The sequence below is a fragment of the Sphingomonas leidyi genome (assembly GCF_011761945.1).
In the GTDB taxonomy this organism is placed as follows: domain Bacteria; phylum Pseudomonadota; class Alphaproteobacteria; order Sphingomonadales; family Sphingomonadaceae; genus Sphingomonas; species Sphingomonas leidyi.
This window is the reverse complement of record NZ_JAASQV010000003.1, coordinates 342,850-360,363: the sequence shown is the minus strand read 5'-3', so window position 1 is coordinate 360,363 and position 17,514 is coordinate 342,850. Positions and strand designations below refer to the sequence as shown.

Annotated in this window: 11 protein-coding genes and 1 pseudogene; 4 read left to right on the top strand and 8 right to left on the bottom strand. The window is 66.8% G+C overall.

Features of this window, described 5'->3' with window-relative positions:
* Nucleotides 1-82 precede the first annotated feature (82 nt).
* Nucleotides 83-1,843, bottom strand: coding sequence for a methyl-accepting chemotaxis protein (locus tag FHR20_RS16975; RefSeq protein WP_286710739.1), 1,761 nt, complete (start codon nt 1,841-1,843; stop codon nt 83-85).
* A gap of 128 nt (nt 1,844-1,971) precedes the next feature.
* Here FHR20_RS16975 and FHR20_RS16970 point away from each other — a divergent pair, with 128 nt between their 5' ends.
* The 3 genes from FHR20_RS16970 (at nt 1,972) to FHR20_RS16960 (ending at nt 4,561) form a co-directional block, all read left to right on the top strand.
* Nucleotides 1,972-3,144, top strand: coding sequence for a carbohydrate porin (locus FHR20_RS16970; protein WP_243857490.1), 1,173 nt, complete (start codon nt 1,972-1,974; stop codon nt 3,142-3,144).
* Nucleotides 3,145-3,375: 231 nt separating this feature from the next.
* Complete coding sequence (locus FHR20_RS16965; protein WP_208413694.1) at nt 3,376-4,251, top strand: sulfotransferase domain-containing protein; 876 nt, start codon at nt 3,376-3,378, stop codon at nt 4,249-4,251.
* A 46-nt stretch (nt 4,252-4,297) separates the two neighbouring features.
* Nucleotides 4,298-4,561, top strand: a complete 264-nt coding sequence (locus FHR20_RS16960; RefSeq protein ID WP_167300800.1) for a hypothetical protein — start codon at nt 4,298-4,300, stop codon at nt 4,559-4,561.
* 21 nt (nt 4,562-4,582) lie between these two features.
* Here FHR20_RS16960 and FHR20_RS16955 read toward each other — a convergent pair whose 3' ends face one another.
* The 5 genes and pseudogenes from FHR20_RS16955 to FHR20_RS16935 all read right to left on the bottom strand — a co-directional run bounded on the left by FHR20_RS16955 (nt 4,583) and on the right by FHR20_RS16935 (nt 8,060).
* The gene (locus tag FHR20_RS16955; protein ID WP_167300799.1) at nt 4,583-5,857 is read right to left on the bottom strand and encodes a DUF6596 domain-containing protein; all 1,275 of its coding nucleotides are present in this window, start codon (nt 5,855-5,857) and stop codon (nt 4,583-4,585) included.
* Nucleotides 5,858-5,989: 132 nt separating this feature from the next.
* A pseudogene (locus tag FHR20_RS16950) lies at nt 5,990-6,340 on the bottom strand (YciI family protein); the annotation flags it as partial.
* 102 nt (nt 6,341-6,442) lie between these two features.
* Nucleotides 6,443-6,868 carry a YciI family protein gene (locus FHR20_RS16945; protein ID WP_167300797.1) on the bottom strand — a complete coding sequence of 142 codons (426 nt, stop codon included), beginning with the start codon at nt 6,866-6,868 and terminating at the stop codon, nt 6,443-6,445.
* Nucleotides 6,869-6,981: 113 nt separating this feature from the next.
* The gene (locus FHR20_RS16940) at nt 6,982-7,464 is read right to left on the bottom strand and encodes a hypothetical protein (RefSeq protein ID WP_167300796.1); all 483 of its coding nucleotides are present in this window, start codon (nt 7,462-7,464) and stop codon (nt 6,982-6,984) included.
* A complete protein-coding gene (locus FHR20_RS16935) occupies nt 7,464-8,060 on the bottom strand; it encodes a hypothetical protein (protein ID WP_167300795.1) in 597 nt (198 codons plus the stop codon). The genes FHR20_RS16940 and FHR20_RS16935 overlap by 1 nt, the downstream gene beginning before the upstream one ends.
* A 124-nt stretch (nt 8,061-8,184) precedes the next feature.
* Here FHR20_RS16935 and FHR20_RS16930 point away from each other — a divergent pair, with 124 nt between their 5' ends.
* Nucleotides 8,185-8,592, top strand: a complete 408-nt coding sequence (locus FHR20_RS16930) for a heavy metal-binding domain-containing protein (protein WP_167300794.1) — start codon at nt 8,185-8,187, stop codon at nt 8,590-8,592.
* A gap of 241 nt (nt 8,593-8,833) precedes the next feature.
* Here FHR20_RS16930 and rpoC read toward each other — a convergent pair whose 3' ends face one another.
* Together rpoC and rpoB are read right to left on the bottom strand one after the other, a co-directional pair.
* Entirely contained in the window at nt 8,834-13,126 is a 4,293-nt protein-coding gene (gene rpoC, locus FHR20_RS16925; protein ID WP_167300793.1) for a DNA-directed RNA polymerase subunit beta', read from the bottom strand.
* 83 nt (nt 13,127-13,209) lie between these two features.
* Nucleotides 13,210-17,364 (bottom strand): DNA-directed RNA polymerase subunit beta, encoded by a 4,155-nt coding sequence (rpoB, locus tag FHR20_RS16920; protein WP_167300792.1) that lies wholly within the window; start codon nt 17,362-17,364, stop codon nt 13,210-13,212.
* Nucleotides 17,365-17,514: the final 150 nt, after the last annotated feature.

Below are 17,514 nucleotides of genomic sequence, written 5' to 3'. Positions count from 1 at the left end.
CGGTAGACCTCGTCATCCCAGCGACTTTCCTCTGTCATCCCCGCGCAGGCGGGGATGACGGAAACAAATATGGGTTCTCAACCTAGTGGACCGTCGTGCCGTTCATCGCCGGACGCTGCCCGGTGGAGCGATGGCCTTGCGGCGCGGCGATGGTGAAGCTGGCGGCGCTGTCGGCCAGCGTGTCGACTTCCCGGGTGAGGTTGCGCGCGGCGGCGGAGGTTTCCTCGACCATGGCGGCGTTCTGCTGGGTGCCGCGATCCATGTCGCCGACCGCGTCGCTCACCTGGCCGATCGCATGCGACTGGGCGTTGTTGTCCTCGGCCATGGTGCCGATCAGCGCATGGACCTGGCCGACATCGCCCGAGATATCGGCCAGGGCGCCATCCACCTTCTGCACTGCGTCCACCGCGGCGACGATGTCGGTCTGGGTGGCGGTCAGCTGGTCGCGGGCGCGGCCGGCCTCTTCCTCCGCCCGCATCGCCAGCGCCGACACCAGGTCGGCGACCACCGCGAAGCCGCGGCCCGCCTCGCCGGCCCGCCCGGCCTCCACCGCGGCGTTCATCGCGAGCACGCGGGTCTGGAAGGCGATCTTGTCCAGCCCCTCGATCACGCCGTCGATGCCCTTGGCGCTCTCGCTCACCCGCGTCATCGCCTGCACCGCTTCGTCGGCGATCGCGCGGCCGTTGCCGACCACGGCGATGGCGCCATCGGCGCGCGACAGCGTCTCGTTGGCCGAGAGCGCGATCGACTTGAGCCGATGATCGATCGCGTGGATGGCAGCGGAAGTCTCTTCCAGGCTTGCGGCATTGCTCTCGGTGCGGCGGGCAAGGTCCTCCGAGGCGGAGGCGATCTCGCTCGCGCCGGTGCGGATATTCTCGGTGCCGGTCACGACATTGCCGATCAATGTGCGCAGACCCTGCGCGGCATCGTTGAAGCTGCGCTTGAGCGCAGCGAAGGGGCCGGTGAGATCGGCTTCGATCTCGACGCTGAGATCGCCGCGCGCCATCGCATCGAGGCTGGTGCCGATCGTATCGACGATCAGGCGGGTCTGCGCCTCCTTGGCGGCTTCGGCAGCCTTGAGCTTGTCGCGGAAGGCATCGATCGCCTGGGCCATGCCGCCCAGTTCATCCTCGCGATCGGCATGGGGAACGCGGACCGACAGGTCGCCGCCGTCCAGCGCGCGCATCGTGTCGGCGAGGTCGAGCAGCGGGCGAACCAGCAGGCGGCGCGCGGCCTGGGCGAGCAGGAACGCTGCACCCATGCCGGCCAGCAGCGTGATGGACAGGATGATCATCGCCACGGTGCCGAGCGCCGCGGAACTGGCTGCGATCTGATGCGCATGCGTGTCGATCGCGTCCGACGCGACGCCCATCGATTTCTCCAGCGCGCGGAACTGTTCCATGAAGGCCGGCATCTGTGCGCGGGCCGCGACCGGATCGCTGCCGGCGGCTTCGACGATCTTCTGCGCGGCGGCGGCATAGGCGTCCATTGGCGCCTTGAGCTTGCTCGTCGCCGCGACGATGCTGTCGACGCCCGTGAAGGCGGCATCCTTGTCGATCGCCGCGGAGAGCGTGCCGAGATGCTCCTTCAGGTCCTTCAGCGTCTCCTGGCGTGCGGCGTCGCCACCCCCAAGCAGCGCGCCCAGCACGTCCGCGCGCACCGCGTCGTGCATCATGTCGGCTTCCATATGGTTCTGGAGCAGCGTGGCCGCGGTTGCCTGTTCGGCGATCGCGCCATTCTCCTTGGCCACGATGAAAAGGCCGGTGCTCCCGGAAAGGGCGGTAATGCCGATCAGGACGGCGGCGGCCTGCGTCGTGGCTTTGTTCAGCGACGTGATCTTCACGAGAAGTCTCCCGTGCGGAAGCCTCCGCGGCGTCCGCCTCCGAGCCAATTATAGGGGGCGGCCACCCCCGCTCGGTGGGAGCCCTCTATTATTGTGTCCGGGGGGTTTCACAGAGCGGGGGCTTGGATATGGGTAGGACGACGCTTGGCGGGGGCTCGACGGCGCTCGCATTGCTTTTCTCGACATCGGCACTGGCACAGGAGACCGGCGAGCCTGCCCTGGATATCGGCGCAACGTATCGCGTCGACCTGTCGGGGATCGCCGCCGACGGCCGCCGGATGCGCAGCTTCGGGCTCGACGACCTGAACATCGAGGCGGATGGGGATCTGGCACGGCTGATCGGCTGGAAGGAGGCGCGCTTTCATATCGGCCTGCTCAACAATCTCGGCGGCCGGCCCAATGGCGTGGCGGGCACGCTGCAGGGCGTCGACAATATCGAAGTCGCTTCGCCCAAGCTGCGCCTGTTCGAGATCTGGGTGGAGCAGAAGCTGGGCGGCGCGACGACGTTGCGGGCCGGCCTCTACAACCTCAACAGCGAATTCTATGCCGGCGAGGCGTCGGGCCTGCTGCTCGCCCCGGCCTTCGGCGTGGGCTCGGAGATTGCGGCGACCGGCCCCAACGGCCCCTCGATCTTTCCGACCACCGCCTTGGCGATCCGCGTCGAGCAGCGCTTCGGCGGCGCGGGCTTCGCGCGAGTAGCGGTGTTGAATGCCACCGCAGGCGCGCTTGGCGACGATCGCGGCTCGGCGCTCGATTTCCACCACGGCGCGCTGCTGATCGGCGAGGCGGGGCTGGAGAAGGACGGCGACAAGCTGGCGCTCGGCGCCTGGGGTTATACCCGGCGGCAGGACGATATCGCCGATACCGACGACACCGGCAATCCGATCCGCCGGAAAGCGCGGGGTGCCTATGTGATCGCGGAGAAGGCGCTGGGCGACCAGGACGGGCCCTTCGCCACCAGCCTGTTCGCCCGCGCCGGGATATCGGACGGCAGGACCACGCCCTACAAGGGCGGCTGGCAAGCGGGCCTGCGCGCCGCCCATGTGGTGCCCGGTCGCGACGGCAGCCAGCTCTCGATCGGCGTGAACCAGGCCTATCTGTCGACCGGCTATCGCGACCTGCTGCGGGCCGGCGGCGCCCGCACCGCCGCGGCGGAGAATGCGATCGAACTGACCTATTCCGATCGCCTCGCCAGCTTCCTGACGCTGCAGCCGGACCTGCAGTTCATCTGGAATCGCGGTGGCGACGAGGATGCGCCGCGCGTCACCGTGATCGCGTTGCGTGCCACGCTGGAGTTCTGAGAGCAGCGCCCCGGCGCGCGTGAAATAATTGTAATCTATAGATCAGGTTTAGTTGATCCGGTTTCGCATAACACTTGGCTATGACTCGCGTTGTTCTTGATAAGGCCTGGCGCGATTTGCTGATTGACCGTGGTGTGTTGTGTTCATAGTGCACCGTGCAACTCTAGTGGGACAAGCGAAATGCCCGTGACCTTCGCGCCGGAGGCTGTTCCGGCGAGGTTTCCGCGCAAGTTGCGCGAACTACATGGTGCCCATTTCGACTCGACCGTCTGGAACGATCTGGCGTTTCGCGGCGACGATGTGGTGGTGGCCGGCTATGCCGGATCGGGCACCGGCTGGGTGCAGCAGATCGTCGCGCAGCTGGTGTTCAACGGAGATCCCGAGGTTTCGATCGCGGACATCTCGCCCTGGGTCGATTTGCGCGTCGGCCCGGTGCTGGCGCGGCTCGCCATGCTGGAGGCGCAGACGCATCGCCGCATCCTGAAGACGCATCTGCCGGTCGATGCGCTGCGATTCAGCCGCCAGGCCAGATACATCCATGTCGCACGCGACGGGCGTGACGTGGCGTGGAGCCTGCACAACCGTCATCTGCACGCGGCCGATGCCTGGTATGCGATGCTCAACGACACGCCGGGCCGGGTCGGCCCGCCGGTGCCGCGCGCCAATCCCGATATCGCCGAATATTTCCGCGAATGGCTGGGCGGCGACGGTGCGCCCTTCTGGCCCTTCTGGGAGAATGTCCGGAGCTGGTGGGCGGTGCGCGGCCTGCCCAATGTCCATCTCGTCCATTTCGAGGCGCTGAAGCGCGACATGGCGGGTGAGATCCGGCGGATAGCCGATTTCCTCGAGATCGAAGTCGATCCGGCAAGCTGGCCGCGCATCCTGCGCCATTGCGGCTTCGACTGGATGAAGGCCAATGCGCCTCAGGTCGCCCCGCTGGGCGGCGCGCTCTGGGAGGGCGGCGCCGAGACTCTCATCAACAAGGGCACCAATGGCCGCTGGCGCGATGTGCTGACGGCCAGGGACGCGGCCGATTACGAAGCCGCCGCGCTGGCCGAACTCGGCCCCGAAGGTGCCACATGGCTTGCAGGCGGCGCGGCGGCGTAGCGGCCGGCCGCTTGCAGATCGAGGTCCATGCGCCGAAGTAGGGCGCATGGACCTCGACGCACTGCTCGCCCATTATTTCGGCACCGACGAACCGGAGGCGCTGGACGATGCTGCCCGCGCGCGCGGTGAGGAGCGGCTGCGCATCGATTTCGGCGTGGAGCAGGAGCCTTCGCGCAAGTTCGCGCTGTGGGTGGTGATGGAGGGGCTCGGCATCGCGCCCCTGCCGGCCCAGGCTTTCGAGAAGGCGCCCGCGCTCAAGGCTGCGGCGGAGAAATATCTCGACGCGGCGTGGCGGCTGGAGCGGGAATAGGCAGCTTCCCCGGCGCATTGCTCATGGCATGGCGGCGGGCCCGCAGGCTTCCGCCCGCCCGAGCAGGAAGCGCCTTTCGCCTTCGTTGCGCGTGAGCGATGCCGCCCGGACGAACTCGGCCCTGGCTTCCTCCAGCCGTCCGGCACGGAACAGGAAGTCGCCGCGCGCGGCGGGGAGGGGCGCATAGTTGCGCAGCATCGCCGCTTCGGCGAGCTGGTCGGCAATGGCGAGCCCCGCTTCGGGTCCGAAGGCCATGGAATGCGCGACTGCGCGATTGAGATCCACCACGGGAGAGGGGAGGAGCGTGCGCAACCGGTCGTAGAGGCCGGCGATGCGCGGCCAGTCGGTCGCCTCCGGCGTCAGTGCCCGGGCATGGCAGGCGGCCAGCGCGGCCTGCAGCGCATAGGGGCCATCGGCTCCGCCCAGCGCTTCGGCCCTGTCGAGGGCGGCGAGCCCGCGGGCGATCATGCCGTGGTCCCAGCGGGCGCGATTCTGCTCCGGCAACGGCACGAACGACCCGTCACGGGCGGTGCGCGCGGCGAGCCGGGAGGACTGGATCTCCATCAGGGCGAGCAGGCCATGTACCTCCGGCTCCTCGGGTGCCAGGCCGGCAAGGATGCGCCCGAGCCGCCGGGCCTCGTCGCAGAGCGCCGGCCGCACCAGATCCTCGCCCCTCGTGGCGGCATAGCCTTCGTTGAAGATCAGGTAGATCACCTCCAGCACCGAGGCGAGGCGGCCAGCGCGCTCGCTGCCCCGCGGCACTTCGAAGGTGAGGCCCGCCTGGCCGATCGTCTTCTTCGCGCGGACGATGCGCTGGGCGATCGTCGGCTCCGACGTGAGGAAGGCGCGGGCGATCTCGTCCGTGCCCAGGCCGCCGATCAGGCGCAGCGTGAGTGCCGCACGCGCATCGGGCGAGAGCACCGGATGGCAGGCAGTGAAGATCAGGCCGAGCAGTTCGTCGCCCACATCGTCGTCCATGGCCGCCTCCATGTCCTCGACGCTGGTGTCGCGCGCGGTCTCGAGGTCGCGGCCGATCTCCTCGTGCTTGCGCGCGCGCATCTTGTCGCGACGCAGGCCGTCGATCGCGCGGCGCTTGGCCGCCGCCATCAGCCATGCGCCGGGATTGTCCGGAACGCCGCGCGCCGGCCATTCGGCGAGCGCGACGAGCAGCGCGTCCTGGGCCAGTTCCTCGGCGCGGCCCATATCGCGCAGCATCCGGGCGAGCCCGGCGATCAGCCGCGGCTGCTCGATCCGGAAGACCGTTTCGATCGTGCGCTGGATATCGGTCGCCGCCACGCCGCCTGTGTGACCTTCACGCGCGGCGAGGGCAAGCGGCGGGCGGCGACCGGTGCGGTGTCAGCGGCCTTCGGTCTCGGCGCGCAGCCGGGCTTCGCGCTCGGCGATCTCGGGCGTCACGATCTCGGCGAAATCCTCCATCTCGAAAAAGGGACGGATCTCGATCTCGCTGGGCCCGAACATCGGATTGGGGCAGCGTTTCACCCATTCGACTGCTTCGTCCATGTCCTTGACTTCCCACAGCCAATAGCCGGCGACGAGCTCGCGGGTCTCGGCGAAGGGGCCGTCGATCACGGTGCGGCCGGGCCCGTCGAACGCTACCCGCTTGCCGGCGGAGCTGGGCTTGAGCCCGTCGCCGCCTACCATGATGCCGGCCTTCACCAGCTCTTCATTATACTTCATCATCGCGTCGAGCAGCTCGGTGGTGGGCATCACGCCCTTTTCGCTGTCCTCGGTCGCCTTCACGAAAACCATCATACGCATCGTTCTTCTCCCAGGGTTCCTCGAAGCGCCATCGCTCCGCATCCTGACGACGATCCGGGACTCGCGGAATCGACAGGGAATGAAAATATTTTCTCGCGCGCCTCAGGCGACGCCGAGCTTGCCGCGCGTGCCCTCGCGGGGCGCCGAAAGCGCTTCCTCGGTGAGGAACTCGGCCAGGTCCGCCGCCTCGAAAAAGGGGCGGATCTCGACTTCGCTGGTGCCCGACATCGGGTTGGGACAGCGCTTGGCCCAGGCCACCGCCTCGTCCATGTCCTTGACTTCCCAGATCGAGAAGCCGGCGACCAGCTCGCGCGCCTCGGCGAACGGCCCGTCGATCACCCGGCGCTCGGCACCGTGATAGAGGATCCGCTTGCCCTCGACGCTGGGCTTGAGTCCGGCGGCGGCCACGAACACGCCGGCCTGGACCAGTTCCTCGGTGAATGCGTCCATCGCCGCCCAGGCCTCGGCCGTGGGCGGCACGCCGCTCTCGCTATCCTCGCTCGCCTTCACGAACACCAGTACGCGCATCGTTCATCTCCTCGGATCGAAGCGACATCCGCTTCCTATCCTGACGACGAACGAGGCGCGGGGAAATCGACAGGGAGGTGAAAAATTCCGCCCGGGGCTCCCGATGCGGTGGCTCAGCAGCCGTCGCGCAGCGTGACGTGAAGCGTGACGGTGCGCCGGACCGCCGATTCCAGCGGCGAGCCGCTTGGAATCTCCGCGGTGCGCCCGCCGAACAAGCCGCTCACCGTGGCCATGCCCACCGCCGTCGCCACGGGAAGGCTGCCATGGCGCCGCGATTGCCCGTCGAGCCGGACGATTGTCTCCCCCAGCCGCAGATAGAGGGGGCGGAGCGTCAGCCGGCCCGCGGCGCCGAGCCCACCCGTGCCGCTGGCCTCGGTTAGCTGCCCCTGGGCGGGCGTGGCCGCCGGAATTGCGACAAGACCATCGATCTTCACATCCTCGGCCACGGTGAGCGCCACCATGTCGCCGGTGGCGGCGTGCTTGCTCGACAGGCGCTCGGCAGTGAGCAGCCGGATCGTCGTGCCCTCGGCCAGCACCAGGTCTCGCTCGCACGCCGCCGGAGGCGCCGCCCCGAGCAGCAGGAGCGCGGCGACCATCACGTGCCCGCCACCGGCGCGGCCGGCGCCGCGACGGTTTCTGCCGCCGGTACGCGCTTCACGGCGGCGCCGGAGAAATCGAGGACGACATCTTCGGTGACGAAGCTGCTGACGATCTCACCGGCCTTGATCTTGGCGTTGTTGCCGCGATGGAACAGGCCCACCAGCCCGCCGGTGAGCACCGCACCGGCCACCGAGCCGGTGCGGCCCTTGCTGCTGATTTCGCCGTCGATCGGGATCGCCACATCGCCGAGCTGGATATGCTTCAACCGGGCGGTCATCTTGCCGGACTTGCCCAGCCCGCCGGCGTCGGTCGCCGTCACCACCTCGCCCCAGGCCTGCGTGCCTGCCGGGATCACTGCCCGGTCGCCGATCAGCACGGCGCGACGGACCTGGAGCTTGATCGGCGTGCCCGGCTTTGCGTCCGCCGTGCTGACTTCGCGCGTCGCGATCAGCTCGACCGGCGTGTCGCGCGGCAGCGTCACCAGCAACGGCGTGGATGCCGCCGCGGCCGCCGGCGCCGGCATCGCCGCCGCTGCCGGAACGTCCTGCACGGCAATGCACAGCCCCGCAAAGGCCATCAGGCTCAAGATCATGACAAGTCCCCCTTGGGGGAATATTCCTTCTGCCAAAGCATTTGGCAAGCGCTTGTCGATTACGGGGACTTGGGGCAGGTTCGCTTTGCCTGAAGGGGATTCGGGTTACTAAAGGGGGGAAGTCATGAAATTCACGCGTCTCTCGGCGCTTGCCGCCGTTGCTGTTCTGGTCGCATCGCCGTCGCTGGTTTCGGCGCAAGACAAGAGCAAGGGCAAGGCCGAGAAGCACTATGTCGTCGTCAACGAAGACGTTGGCGTGCCCGTCTTTGCCACCGACATCACGGATCGCCCCTACAAGGTGCTCGGCGAAGTGAAGGCCGGCGTTCGCAAGGCGACGATCTTCAGCAAGGAAGCATCGCAGACCAAGATCTATCGCGAGCTCTGGGAGCGCGCGGAGAAGATGGGCGCCGATGCGGTGATCAACGCCAAATATGGCGATTCGCACGTGAGCGCGCTCAGCTGGGGCAAGACCAACGCCACCGGCACCGCGATCAAGTTCCTGGCGCCGGGCGAGGCCACGGCGGCGAAATAACCCGCCGCCGGCTCCGGGCGCCCGCTCGCCGGGCGTGCGGCGCAAGAAAGAGGCCGCCGTCCGGCATCCCGGGCGGCGGCTTTTCTGTGTCGGCGGCTGGAGCGAGGCACGGTCGTCGCGGCTCGGCCGTCGGCCTTGATCCCATCGTGCCGGCGGGCGCCAGGCCAGCCCAAAGGAAAACCGCCGCCCGGTTGCCCGGACGGCGGTGTTTCGTGGGTCGGCCGAGGCCGAACTCAGGCGATCATTCGCCGTCGTTCAGATACTCGCCGGCATCCGCGTCGGTGCCATGGCCCGAGGGCACGACCGAGGCGAGCGGATCGCTGCCGGTGCCTTCCGAGTCACGCACCGAGCGGGCGAGCTCGGCGGCATGCTCCTCGGCGGCCGAGTTCGGCGCCACCAGCGCGTTCTGCAGCGCACGCTGCTGGACGCGCAGGGCAGCGTCGCGGCTCGACGCGGCGACACGCAGGCGGTTCATGCCCGCGCCGGTGCCGGCGGGGATGAGGCGGCCGACGATCACATTCTCCTTGAGGCCGATCAGCGTGTCCTGCTTGCCCTGGACCGCCGCCTCGGTGAGGACGCGGGTGGTCTCCTGGAACGACGCCGCCGAGATGAAGCTGCGGGTCTGCAGCGACGCCTTGGTGATGCCGAGCAGGATCGGCTTGCCCTGTGCGGGGGCCTGGCCGGGAGCCAGCTTCTCGTTGGTCTCGTCCATCTCCGAACGATCCACCTGCTCGCCGGGGAGCAGGGTGGTGTCGCCGGCATCGGTGATCTCGACCTTCTGCAGCATCTGGCGAACGATCACCTCGATGTGCTTGTCGTTGATCTTAACGCCCTGCAATCGATAGACTTCCTGGATTTCCGACACGAGATATTCCGCGAGCGGCTCGATGCCGAGCACCTCGAGAATGTCGTGCGGATCGGGCGAGCCGCCGATCAGGTTGTCGCCACGCTTGACGTAGTCGCCTTCCTGGACGTCGATCACCTTCGACTTCGGAACCAGATACTCCACGACCTCGCCGCCATCGTCCGGCATGATGCCGATCTTGCGCTTGGCCTTGTAGTCCTTGCCGAACACGACACGGCCCGAGACCTTGGCGATGATCGCGTTCTCCTTGGGCTTGCGCGCCTCGAAGAGCTCGGCGACGCGCGGCAGGCCGCCGGTGATGTCGCGGGTCTTCGCGCTTTCGCGCGCCACACGGGCGAGCACGTCGCCGGCCTGCACCGTCGCACCGTCCTCGACCGAGAGCACCGCGCCGGGGGCCAGCATGTAGCGGGCGGCCTCGGCGGCATTGTCGCCGGTCAGGGTCAGGCGAGGACGCAGGTCCTCCTTCGACTTGCTGGCGACGCGATACTCGGTGACGACGCGCTGGGCGATGCCGGTCGCTTCGTCGGTCTGTTCGGTGAGCGTCTTGCCCTCGAGCAGGTCCTGGTACTTCACGACGCCGCCGGTTTCCGTGATCACCGGCATGGTGAACGGATCCCATTCGGCCATGCGATCGCCCTTCGAGACGATATGGCCATCGTCGAACATCACATAGGCGCCGTACGGGATCTTGTGCACGGCGAGCTCGCGCCCGTCCATGTCCAGGATCGCCAGCTCGGCCGAACGGCTGAGCACCACGCGGCGGCCACGCTGGTCTTCGATGATGCGAACGTCGCGGAACTCGACCTTGCCGTCCACGGGGGCTTCGAGGTTGGACTGCTCGTTGAGCTGCGCCGCGCCGCCGATGTGGAAGGTACGCATCGTCAGCTGCGTGCCCGGCTCACCGATCGACTGCGCTGCGATGACGCCGACGGCTTCGCCGATGTTCACCGGCGTACCGCGGGCGAGGTCGCGGCCATAGCACTTGCCGCAGACGCCGATCTTGGCTTCGCAGACCAGCGGCGAGCGGATCTTCATGCCCGGGATGTTCAGCGCCTCGATCTTCGCGACTGCCGCCTCGTCGAGCAGGGTGCCCGTCGGGATGACGACTTCGCCGGTCTTGGCGTCGACCACGTCCTCCGCGGTCGTGCGACCGAGAATACGCTCGCCGAGCGACGCGATGGTCGAGCCGCCCTGGACGATCGCGCGCATTTCCAGCGCCCGCTCGGTCCCGCAGTCCAGCTCCATGATCACGCAGTCCTGCGACACGTCGACCAGACGGCGGGTCAGGTAACCCGAGTTCGCCGTCTTCAGTGCCGTGTCCGCGAGACCCTTACGAGCACCGTGGGTGGAGTTGAAATACTCAAGGACGGTCAGGCCTTCCTTGAAGTTCGAGATGATCGGCGTCTCGATGATCTCGCCCGACGGCTTGGCCATCAGGCCGCGCATGCCGGCAAGCTGCTTGATCTGCGCCTGCGAACCACGCGCACCCGAGTGGGCCATCATGTAGATCGCGTTGATCGGCTTCTCGCGGCCGGCATTGGGGCCGTCCTCGTAGCGCTTCACCGCCTTGATCTCGTCCATCATGGCCGCCGCCACCTGGTCGCCGCAACGGCTCCAGGCGTCGATCACCTTGTTGTACTTCTCCTGCTGCGTGATCAGGCCGTCCTGATATTGCTGCTCATAGTCCTTCACCAGGGCGCGGGTCTCGTCGACCATCGCTTCCTTCTGCTGCGGGATGATCATGTCGTCCTTGCCGAACGAGATGCCCGCACGGAAGGCGTGCCGGAAGCCGAGCGCCATGATCGCGTCGGCGAACAGCACGGTCTCCTTCTGGCCGGTGTGGCGATAGACCTCGTCGATCACGTCGCCCACATCCTTCTTGGTGAGGAGGCGGTTGACGGTGTCGAACGGCACCTTGTGGCTCTTCGGGAGGCACTCGCCGAGCAGCATGCGGCCCGGCGTGGTCTCGAAGCGCTTGAGGTACTGGTTGCCCTCTTCGTCGGTCTGCGGGACGCGGCTGATCACCTTGGTGTGCAGGGTGACCGCGCCGGCCTCGAGCGCCTGGTGCACTTCGGCCATGTCGCCCAGCAGCATGCCTTCGCCCGGCTCGCCTTCCTTGAGCATCGACAGGTAATAGAGACCCAGCACCATGTCCTGCGACGGCACGATGATCGGCTTGCCGTTCGCGGGGCTCAGGATGTTGTTGGTCGACATCATCAGGACGCGCGCTTCCAGCTGGGCCTCGAGGCTCAGCGGAACGTGGACGGCCATCTGGTCACCGTCGAAGTCGGCGTTGAAGGCCGAGCAGACCAGCGGGTGGAGCTGGATCGCCTTGCCCTCGATCAGCACCGGCTCGAACGCCTGGATGCCCAGGCGGTGGAGCGTCGGCGCGCGGTTCAGCAGAACCGGGTGCTCGCGGATCACTTCGTCCAGGATGTCCCAGACTTCCTTGCGCTCCTTCTCGACCCACTTCTTGGCCTGCTTCAGGGTCATCGAGAGACCCTTGGCGTCCAGGCGGGCATAGATGAACGGCTTGAACAGCTCGAGCGCCATCTTCTTCGGCAGGCCGCACTGGTGCAGCTTGAGCTCCGGACCGGTCACGATGACCGAGCGGCCCGAATAGTCGACGCGCTTGCCGAGCAGGTTCTGACGGAAGCGGCCCTGCTTGCCCTTGAGCATGTCGGACAGCGACTTGAGCGGACGCTTGTTCGCACCGGTGATGGTGCGGCCGCGGCGGCCGTTGTCGAACAGCGCGTCGACGGCTTCCTGGAGCATGCGCTTTTCGTTGCGGACGATGATGTCCGGCGCACGCAGCTCCATCAGGCGCTTCAGGCGGTTGTTGCGGTTGATCACGCGGCGATACAGATCGTTGAGATCCGAAGTCGCGAAGCGGCCGCCGTCCAGCGGCACCAGCGGGCGCAGCTCGGGCGGGATGACCGGCACGACGTCGAGGATCATCCACTCGGGGCGGTTGCCCGAATCGATGAAGCTCTCGACGACCTTCAGGCGCTTGATGATCTTCTTGGGCTTCAGTTCCGACTTGGTGACCGCCAGCTCCTCGAGGAGCTCCTTGCGCTCGCCTTCCAGGTCGAGATCCATGAGCATGATCTTGACCGCCTCGGCGCCGATGCCGGCCGAGAACGCGTCCTCGCCATATTCGTCCTGCGCGTCGAGCAGCTCGTCCTCGGTGAGGAGCTGGAACTTCTCGAGCGGGGTCAGGCCCGGCTCGGTGACGATGTAGCTCTCGAAGTACAGGACGCGCTCGAGCTGCTTGAGCTGCATGTCGAGCAGCAGGCCGATGCGCGACGGCAGGCTCTTCAGGAACCAGATGTGCGCGACCGGGGCGGCCAGTTCGATATGGCCCATGCGCTCGCGGCGGACCTTCGAGACGGTCACTTCCACGCCGCACTTTTCGCAGACGATGCCCTTGTACTTCATGCGCTTGTACTTGCCGCACAGGCATTCGTAGTCCTTGATCGGACCGAAGATGCGCGCGCAGAACAGGCCGTCACGCTCGGGCTTGAACGTGCGGTAGTTGATCGTCTCGGGCTTCTTGATCTCGCCGAACGACCAGCTGCGGATGCGGTCCGGCGACGCGATCCCGATCTGGATCTGGTCGAAGGTTTCCGGCTTGGCGAGCGGGTTCGCGAAGTTGGTAAGTTCGTTCATTTTTCAGTCCCTCTGGAGGGTCAATTCTTCTGGGCGGGGGCAGGGGAGAGCGCCGCCCTTGGAAGGGCAGCGCTCCATTCCCGTTACTCCGCCGCCTCGGCCAGGCCGTCTTCCTCGGAGGCTTCGTCGATCGCCTTGAGTTCGACGTTGAGGCCCAGCGAGCGCATTTCCTTGACGAGCACGTTGAAGCTCTCGGGGATGCCGGCCTCGAAGGTGTCGTCGCCCTTGACGATCGCCTCGTAGACCTTGGTGCGGCCGACCACGTCGTCCGACTTCACCGTCAGCATCTCCTGCAGCGTGTACGCCGCGCCATAGGCCTGCAGGGCCCAGACCTCCATTTCGCCGAAGCGCTGGCCGCCGAACTGCGCCTTGCCGCCCAGCGGCTGCTGGGTGACGAGCGAGTAGGGGCCGATCGAACGCGCGTGGATCTTGTCGTCCACGAGGTGGTGGAGCTTCAGCATGTAGATGATGCCCACGGTCACCTTGCGGTCGAACGCGTCGCCCGTACGGCCGTCGAACAGCGTCGACTGGCCCGAGCTGTCGAGGCCCGCCAGCTCCAGCATGTCCGAGACGTCCGCCTCACGCGCGCCGTCGAACACCGGAGTGCCCATCGGAATGCCCGTGCGGACGTTCTGGATCAGCTCGACCACCTGCTCGGGGCTGCGTGCCTCGATCTCGGCGGCATAATGGTCGCCATAGACGGTCTTGAGGCGATCCTTGACGGCATCGGGCATCTCGCCCGCCACCGCGTCCGGATTGGTCTCGCGCCACTCCTCGAGCTGCCTGGCCACCTGCATGCCCAGGTTGCGGGCAGCCCAGCCGAGATGCGTCTCGAAGATCTGGCCGACGTTCATGCGCGAAGGCACGCCGAGCGGGTTGAGCACCAGGTCGACCGGAGTGCCGTCCTCGAGGAACGGCATGTCTTCCTGCGGCAGGATGCGCGAGATGACGCCCTTGTTGCCGTGACGGCCGGCCATCTTGTCGCCCGGCTGCAGCTTGCGCTTCACCGCGACGAAGACCTTGACCATCTTGAGCACGCCCGGCGGCAGCTCGTCGCCCCGCTCCAGCTTCTCGCGGCGGTCCTCGAACTTCTCCTTGATGCGCTTCACGGCCTCGTCATACTGGCCCTTCACCGCCTCGAGGTCGCCCTGGACCTTGTCGTCCTGAACGGCGAACTTCCACCATTCGTGACGATCCACGCTGTCGAGCAGGTCGGCGTCGATCTCGGAGCCCTTCTTCAGGCCCTTCGGCGTCGCCGTGGCGACCTGGCCGAGCAGCATCTCGCGCAGACGCGACCAGGTCGCGCGGTTGAGGATGTTGCGCTCGTCGTCGCTGTCCTTCTTCAGGCGCTCGATTTCCTCGCGCTCGATCGCCAGTGCGCGCTCGTCCTTGTCGATGCCATGACGATTGAACACGCGCACGTCGACGATCGTGCCCGACACGCCCGGGGGCAGGCGGAGCGAGGTGTCGCGAACGTCCGAAGCCTTTTCGCCGAAGATGGCGCGGAGGAGCTTCTCCTCCGGCGTCATCGGCGATTCACCCTTGGGGGTGATCTTGCCGACCAGGATGTCGCCCGGCTCGACCTCGGCGCCGATGTACACGATGCCCGCCTCGTCGAGGTTGCGCAGCGCTTCCTCGCCGACGTTCGGGATGTCGCGGGTGATGTCCTCCGGCCCGAGCTTGGTGTCGCGGGCCATCACTTCGAACTCGTCGATATGGATCGACGTGAACACGTCGTCCTTCACGATCCGCTCGGAGATCAGGATCGAGTCCTCGTAGTTGTAGCCGTTCCAGGGCATGAACGCGACGAGCGCGTTGCGGCCCAGGGCCAGCTCGCCGAACTCGGTCGACGGGCCGTCGGCGATGATGTCGCCGGCGTTGACCGTCTCGCCCACCTTCACCAGCGGACGCTGGTTGATGCAGGTCGACTGGTTCGAGCGCTCGAACTTCATCAGCGTGTAGATGTCGACGCCGCTCTCTTCCGCCGAAACCTCGCCGGTTGCGCGGATGACGATACGGGTCGCGTCGACCTGGTCGACGACGCCGCCCCGCCGGGCTGCAATCGCAGCGCCGGAATCCCGGGCGACGGTCTCTTCCATGCCGGTGCCGACGAAGGGCGCTTCCGCCTTCACCAGCGGCACGGCCTGGCGCTGCATGTTCGAACCCATCAGCGCGCGGTTCGCATCGTCGTTTTCCAGGAACGGAATGAGCGACGCCGCGACCGAGACGAGCTGCTTCGGCGACACGTCCATCAGCGTCACCGTCTCCGGCAGCGCCATCAGGAATTCGCCGGCCTGGCGGGCCGAGATGAGCTCCTCGGTGAAGCGGTGATCGCCATCGACCTCGGCCGAGGCCTGCGCGATCGTGTGCTTCGCTTCTTCCATCGCCGAGAGATAGACGACCTCGTTGGTCACCTTGCCGTCGACGACCTTGCGGTACGGCGTCTCGATGAAGCCGTACTTGTTGACGCGCGAGAAGCTCGCCAGCGAGTTGATCAGGCCGATGTTCGGGCCTTCCGGCGTCTCGATCGGGCAGATGCGGCCATAATGGGTCGGGTGAACGTCGCGGACTTCGAAGCCGGCGCGCTCACGAGTCAGGCCGCCCGGCCCGAGCGCCGAGACGCGGCGCTTGTGCGTCACTTCGGAGAGCGGGTTGGTCTGGTCCATGAACTGCGAGAGCTGCGACGAGCCGAAGAACTCGCGAACCGCGGCCACGGCCGGCTTCGCGTTGATCAGGTCGTTCGGCATCACGGTCGACACGTCGACCGAGCTCATGCGCTCCTTCACGGCGCGCTCCATGCGGAGCAGGCCGACGCGATACTGGTTCTCGAGCAGCTCGCCCACCGAACGGACGCGGCGGTTGCCGAGATTGTCGATGTCGTCGACTTCGCCCTTGCCGTCCTTCAGGTCGACCAGGGTCTTCACGACGGCGAGGATGTCCTCGGTGCGCAGCGTGGTCACCGTGTCCTCGGCGTCGAGGTCAAGGCGCATGTTGAGCTTCACGCGGCCCACGGCCGACAGATCGTAGCGCTCCGGATCGAAGAACAGGCCGGCGAACAGCGATTCCGCGGTCTCGAGCGTCGGCGGCTCGCCGGGGCGCATCACGCGGTAGATGTCGGCCAGCGCCTGCTGGCGCTCCTCGGCCTTGTCGGCGGCAAGGGTGTTGCGGATCCACGGGCCGGTCGAGATATGGTCGATGTCGAGCAGCTCGAGGCGGTCGATGCCGGCCTTGTCGAGCTTCTCCAGATTCTCGGCCGAAACTTCGTCACCGGCCTCGATGTAGATCTCGCCGGTCGACTCGTTGATCAGGTCGAACGCCGAATAGCGGCCGAAGACTTCCTCGGTCGGGATCAGCAGCGTCTCGAGACCGTCCTTCTGCGCCTTGTTGGCGGCGCGCGGGCTGATCTTCTGGCCGGCCGGGAAGATCACTTCGCCCGACTTGGCATCGACGATGTCGAACATCGGCTTCGCGCCGCGCCAGTTGGCCGGGTCGAACGGAATCTGCCAGCCGTTCGGGCCGCGGACGAAGGTCACGCGGTTGTAGAAATAGTTGAGGATGTCCTCGCCGTTCAGGCCCAGGGCATAGAGCAGCGTCGTCACCGGCAGCTTGCGCTTCCGGTCGATACGGACGTTGACGATGTCCTTCGCGTCGAACTCGAAGTCCAGCCACGAGCCGCGATACGGGATCACGCGCGCAGCGAAGAGATACTTGCCCGAGGCATGGGTCTTGCCGCGGTCATGGTCGAACAGCACGCCCGGCGAGCGGTGCATCTGGCTGACGATGACGCGCTCGGTGCCGTTGATGAAGAAGGTGCCGTTCTCGGTCATGAGCGGCATATCGCCCATGTAGACGTCCTGCTCCTTGATATCGAGCACCGAACGGGCTTCCGTGTCGGGATCCACCTCGAACACGATCAGGCGCAGCGTGACGCGCATCGGCGCCGCATAGGTGATGCCGCGCTGGCGGCACTCTTCCACGTCGAACTTCGGATTCTCGAGCTCGTAGTTCACGAAGTCGAGCTCGGCGGTGCCGGCGAAGTCGCGGATCGGGAAGACCGAGCGCAGGGTCTTCTCGAGACCGGAGACATAGCCGACCGAGGGATCGCTGCGGAGGAACTGTTCGTAGGATTCGCGCTGAACCTCGATCAGGTTCGGCATCTGCACCACTTCGTGGATGTCGCCGAACACCTTGCGGATGCGGCGCTTGAACGTGCCGCCTTCGATCGCCTTGGTTGCCATGGGTGTATAGTGCCTCGTCAGCAGTGATTTCGGTGCCCCTTCCGGGGCCGGGACGCACAGAAGGACGCAGAAAAAGCCGCGCGACTCCCATGGTGGGTTTCGGCAGCTTTCAGCGTCCTATGAGACCATGAACCCAATTCGCCCGATGCG

Bases quoted from the DNA above. Each gene is read 5' to 3' on its own strand.
- FHR20_RS16940 (WP_167300796.1), bottom strand. From the start codon at position 7,464: ATGGTCGCCGCGCTCCTGCTGCTCGGGGCGGCGCCTCCGGCGGCGTGC.
- FHR20_RS16935 (WP_167300795.1), bottom strand. From the start codon at position 8,060: ATGATCTTGAGCCTGATGGCCTTTGCGGGGCTGTGCATTGCCGTGCAG.
- FHR20_RS16960 (WP_167300800.1), top strand. From the start codon at position 4,298: ATGGACCTCGACGCACTGCTCGCCCATTATTTCGGCACCGACGAACCG.
- FHR20_RS16930 (WP_167300794.1), top strand. From the start codon at position 8,185: ATGAAATTCACGCGTCTCTCGGCGCTTGCCGCCGTTGCTGTTCTGGTC.
- FHR20_RS16945 (WP_167300797.1), bottom strand. From the start codon at position 6,868: ATGCGCGTACTGGTGTTCGTGAAGGCGAGCGAGGATAGCGAGAGCGGC.
- FHR20_RS16970 (WP_243857490.1), top strand. From the start codon at position 1,972: ATGGGTAGGACGACGCTTGGCGGGGGCTCGACGGCGCTCGCATTGCTT.
- rpoB (WP_167300792.1), bottom strand. From the start codon at position 17,364: ATGGCAACCAAGGCGATCGAAGGCGGCACGTTCAAGCGCCGCATCCGC.
- rpoC (WP_167300793.1), bottom strand. From the start codon at position 13,126: ATGAACGAACTTACCAACTTCGCGAACCCGCTCGCCAAGCCGGAAACC.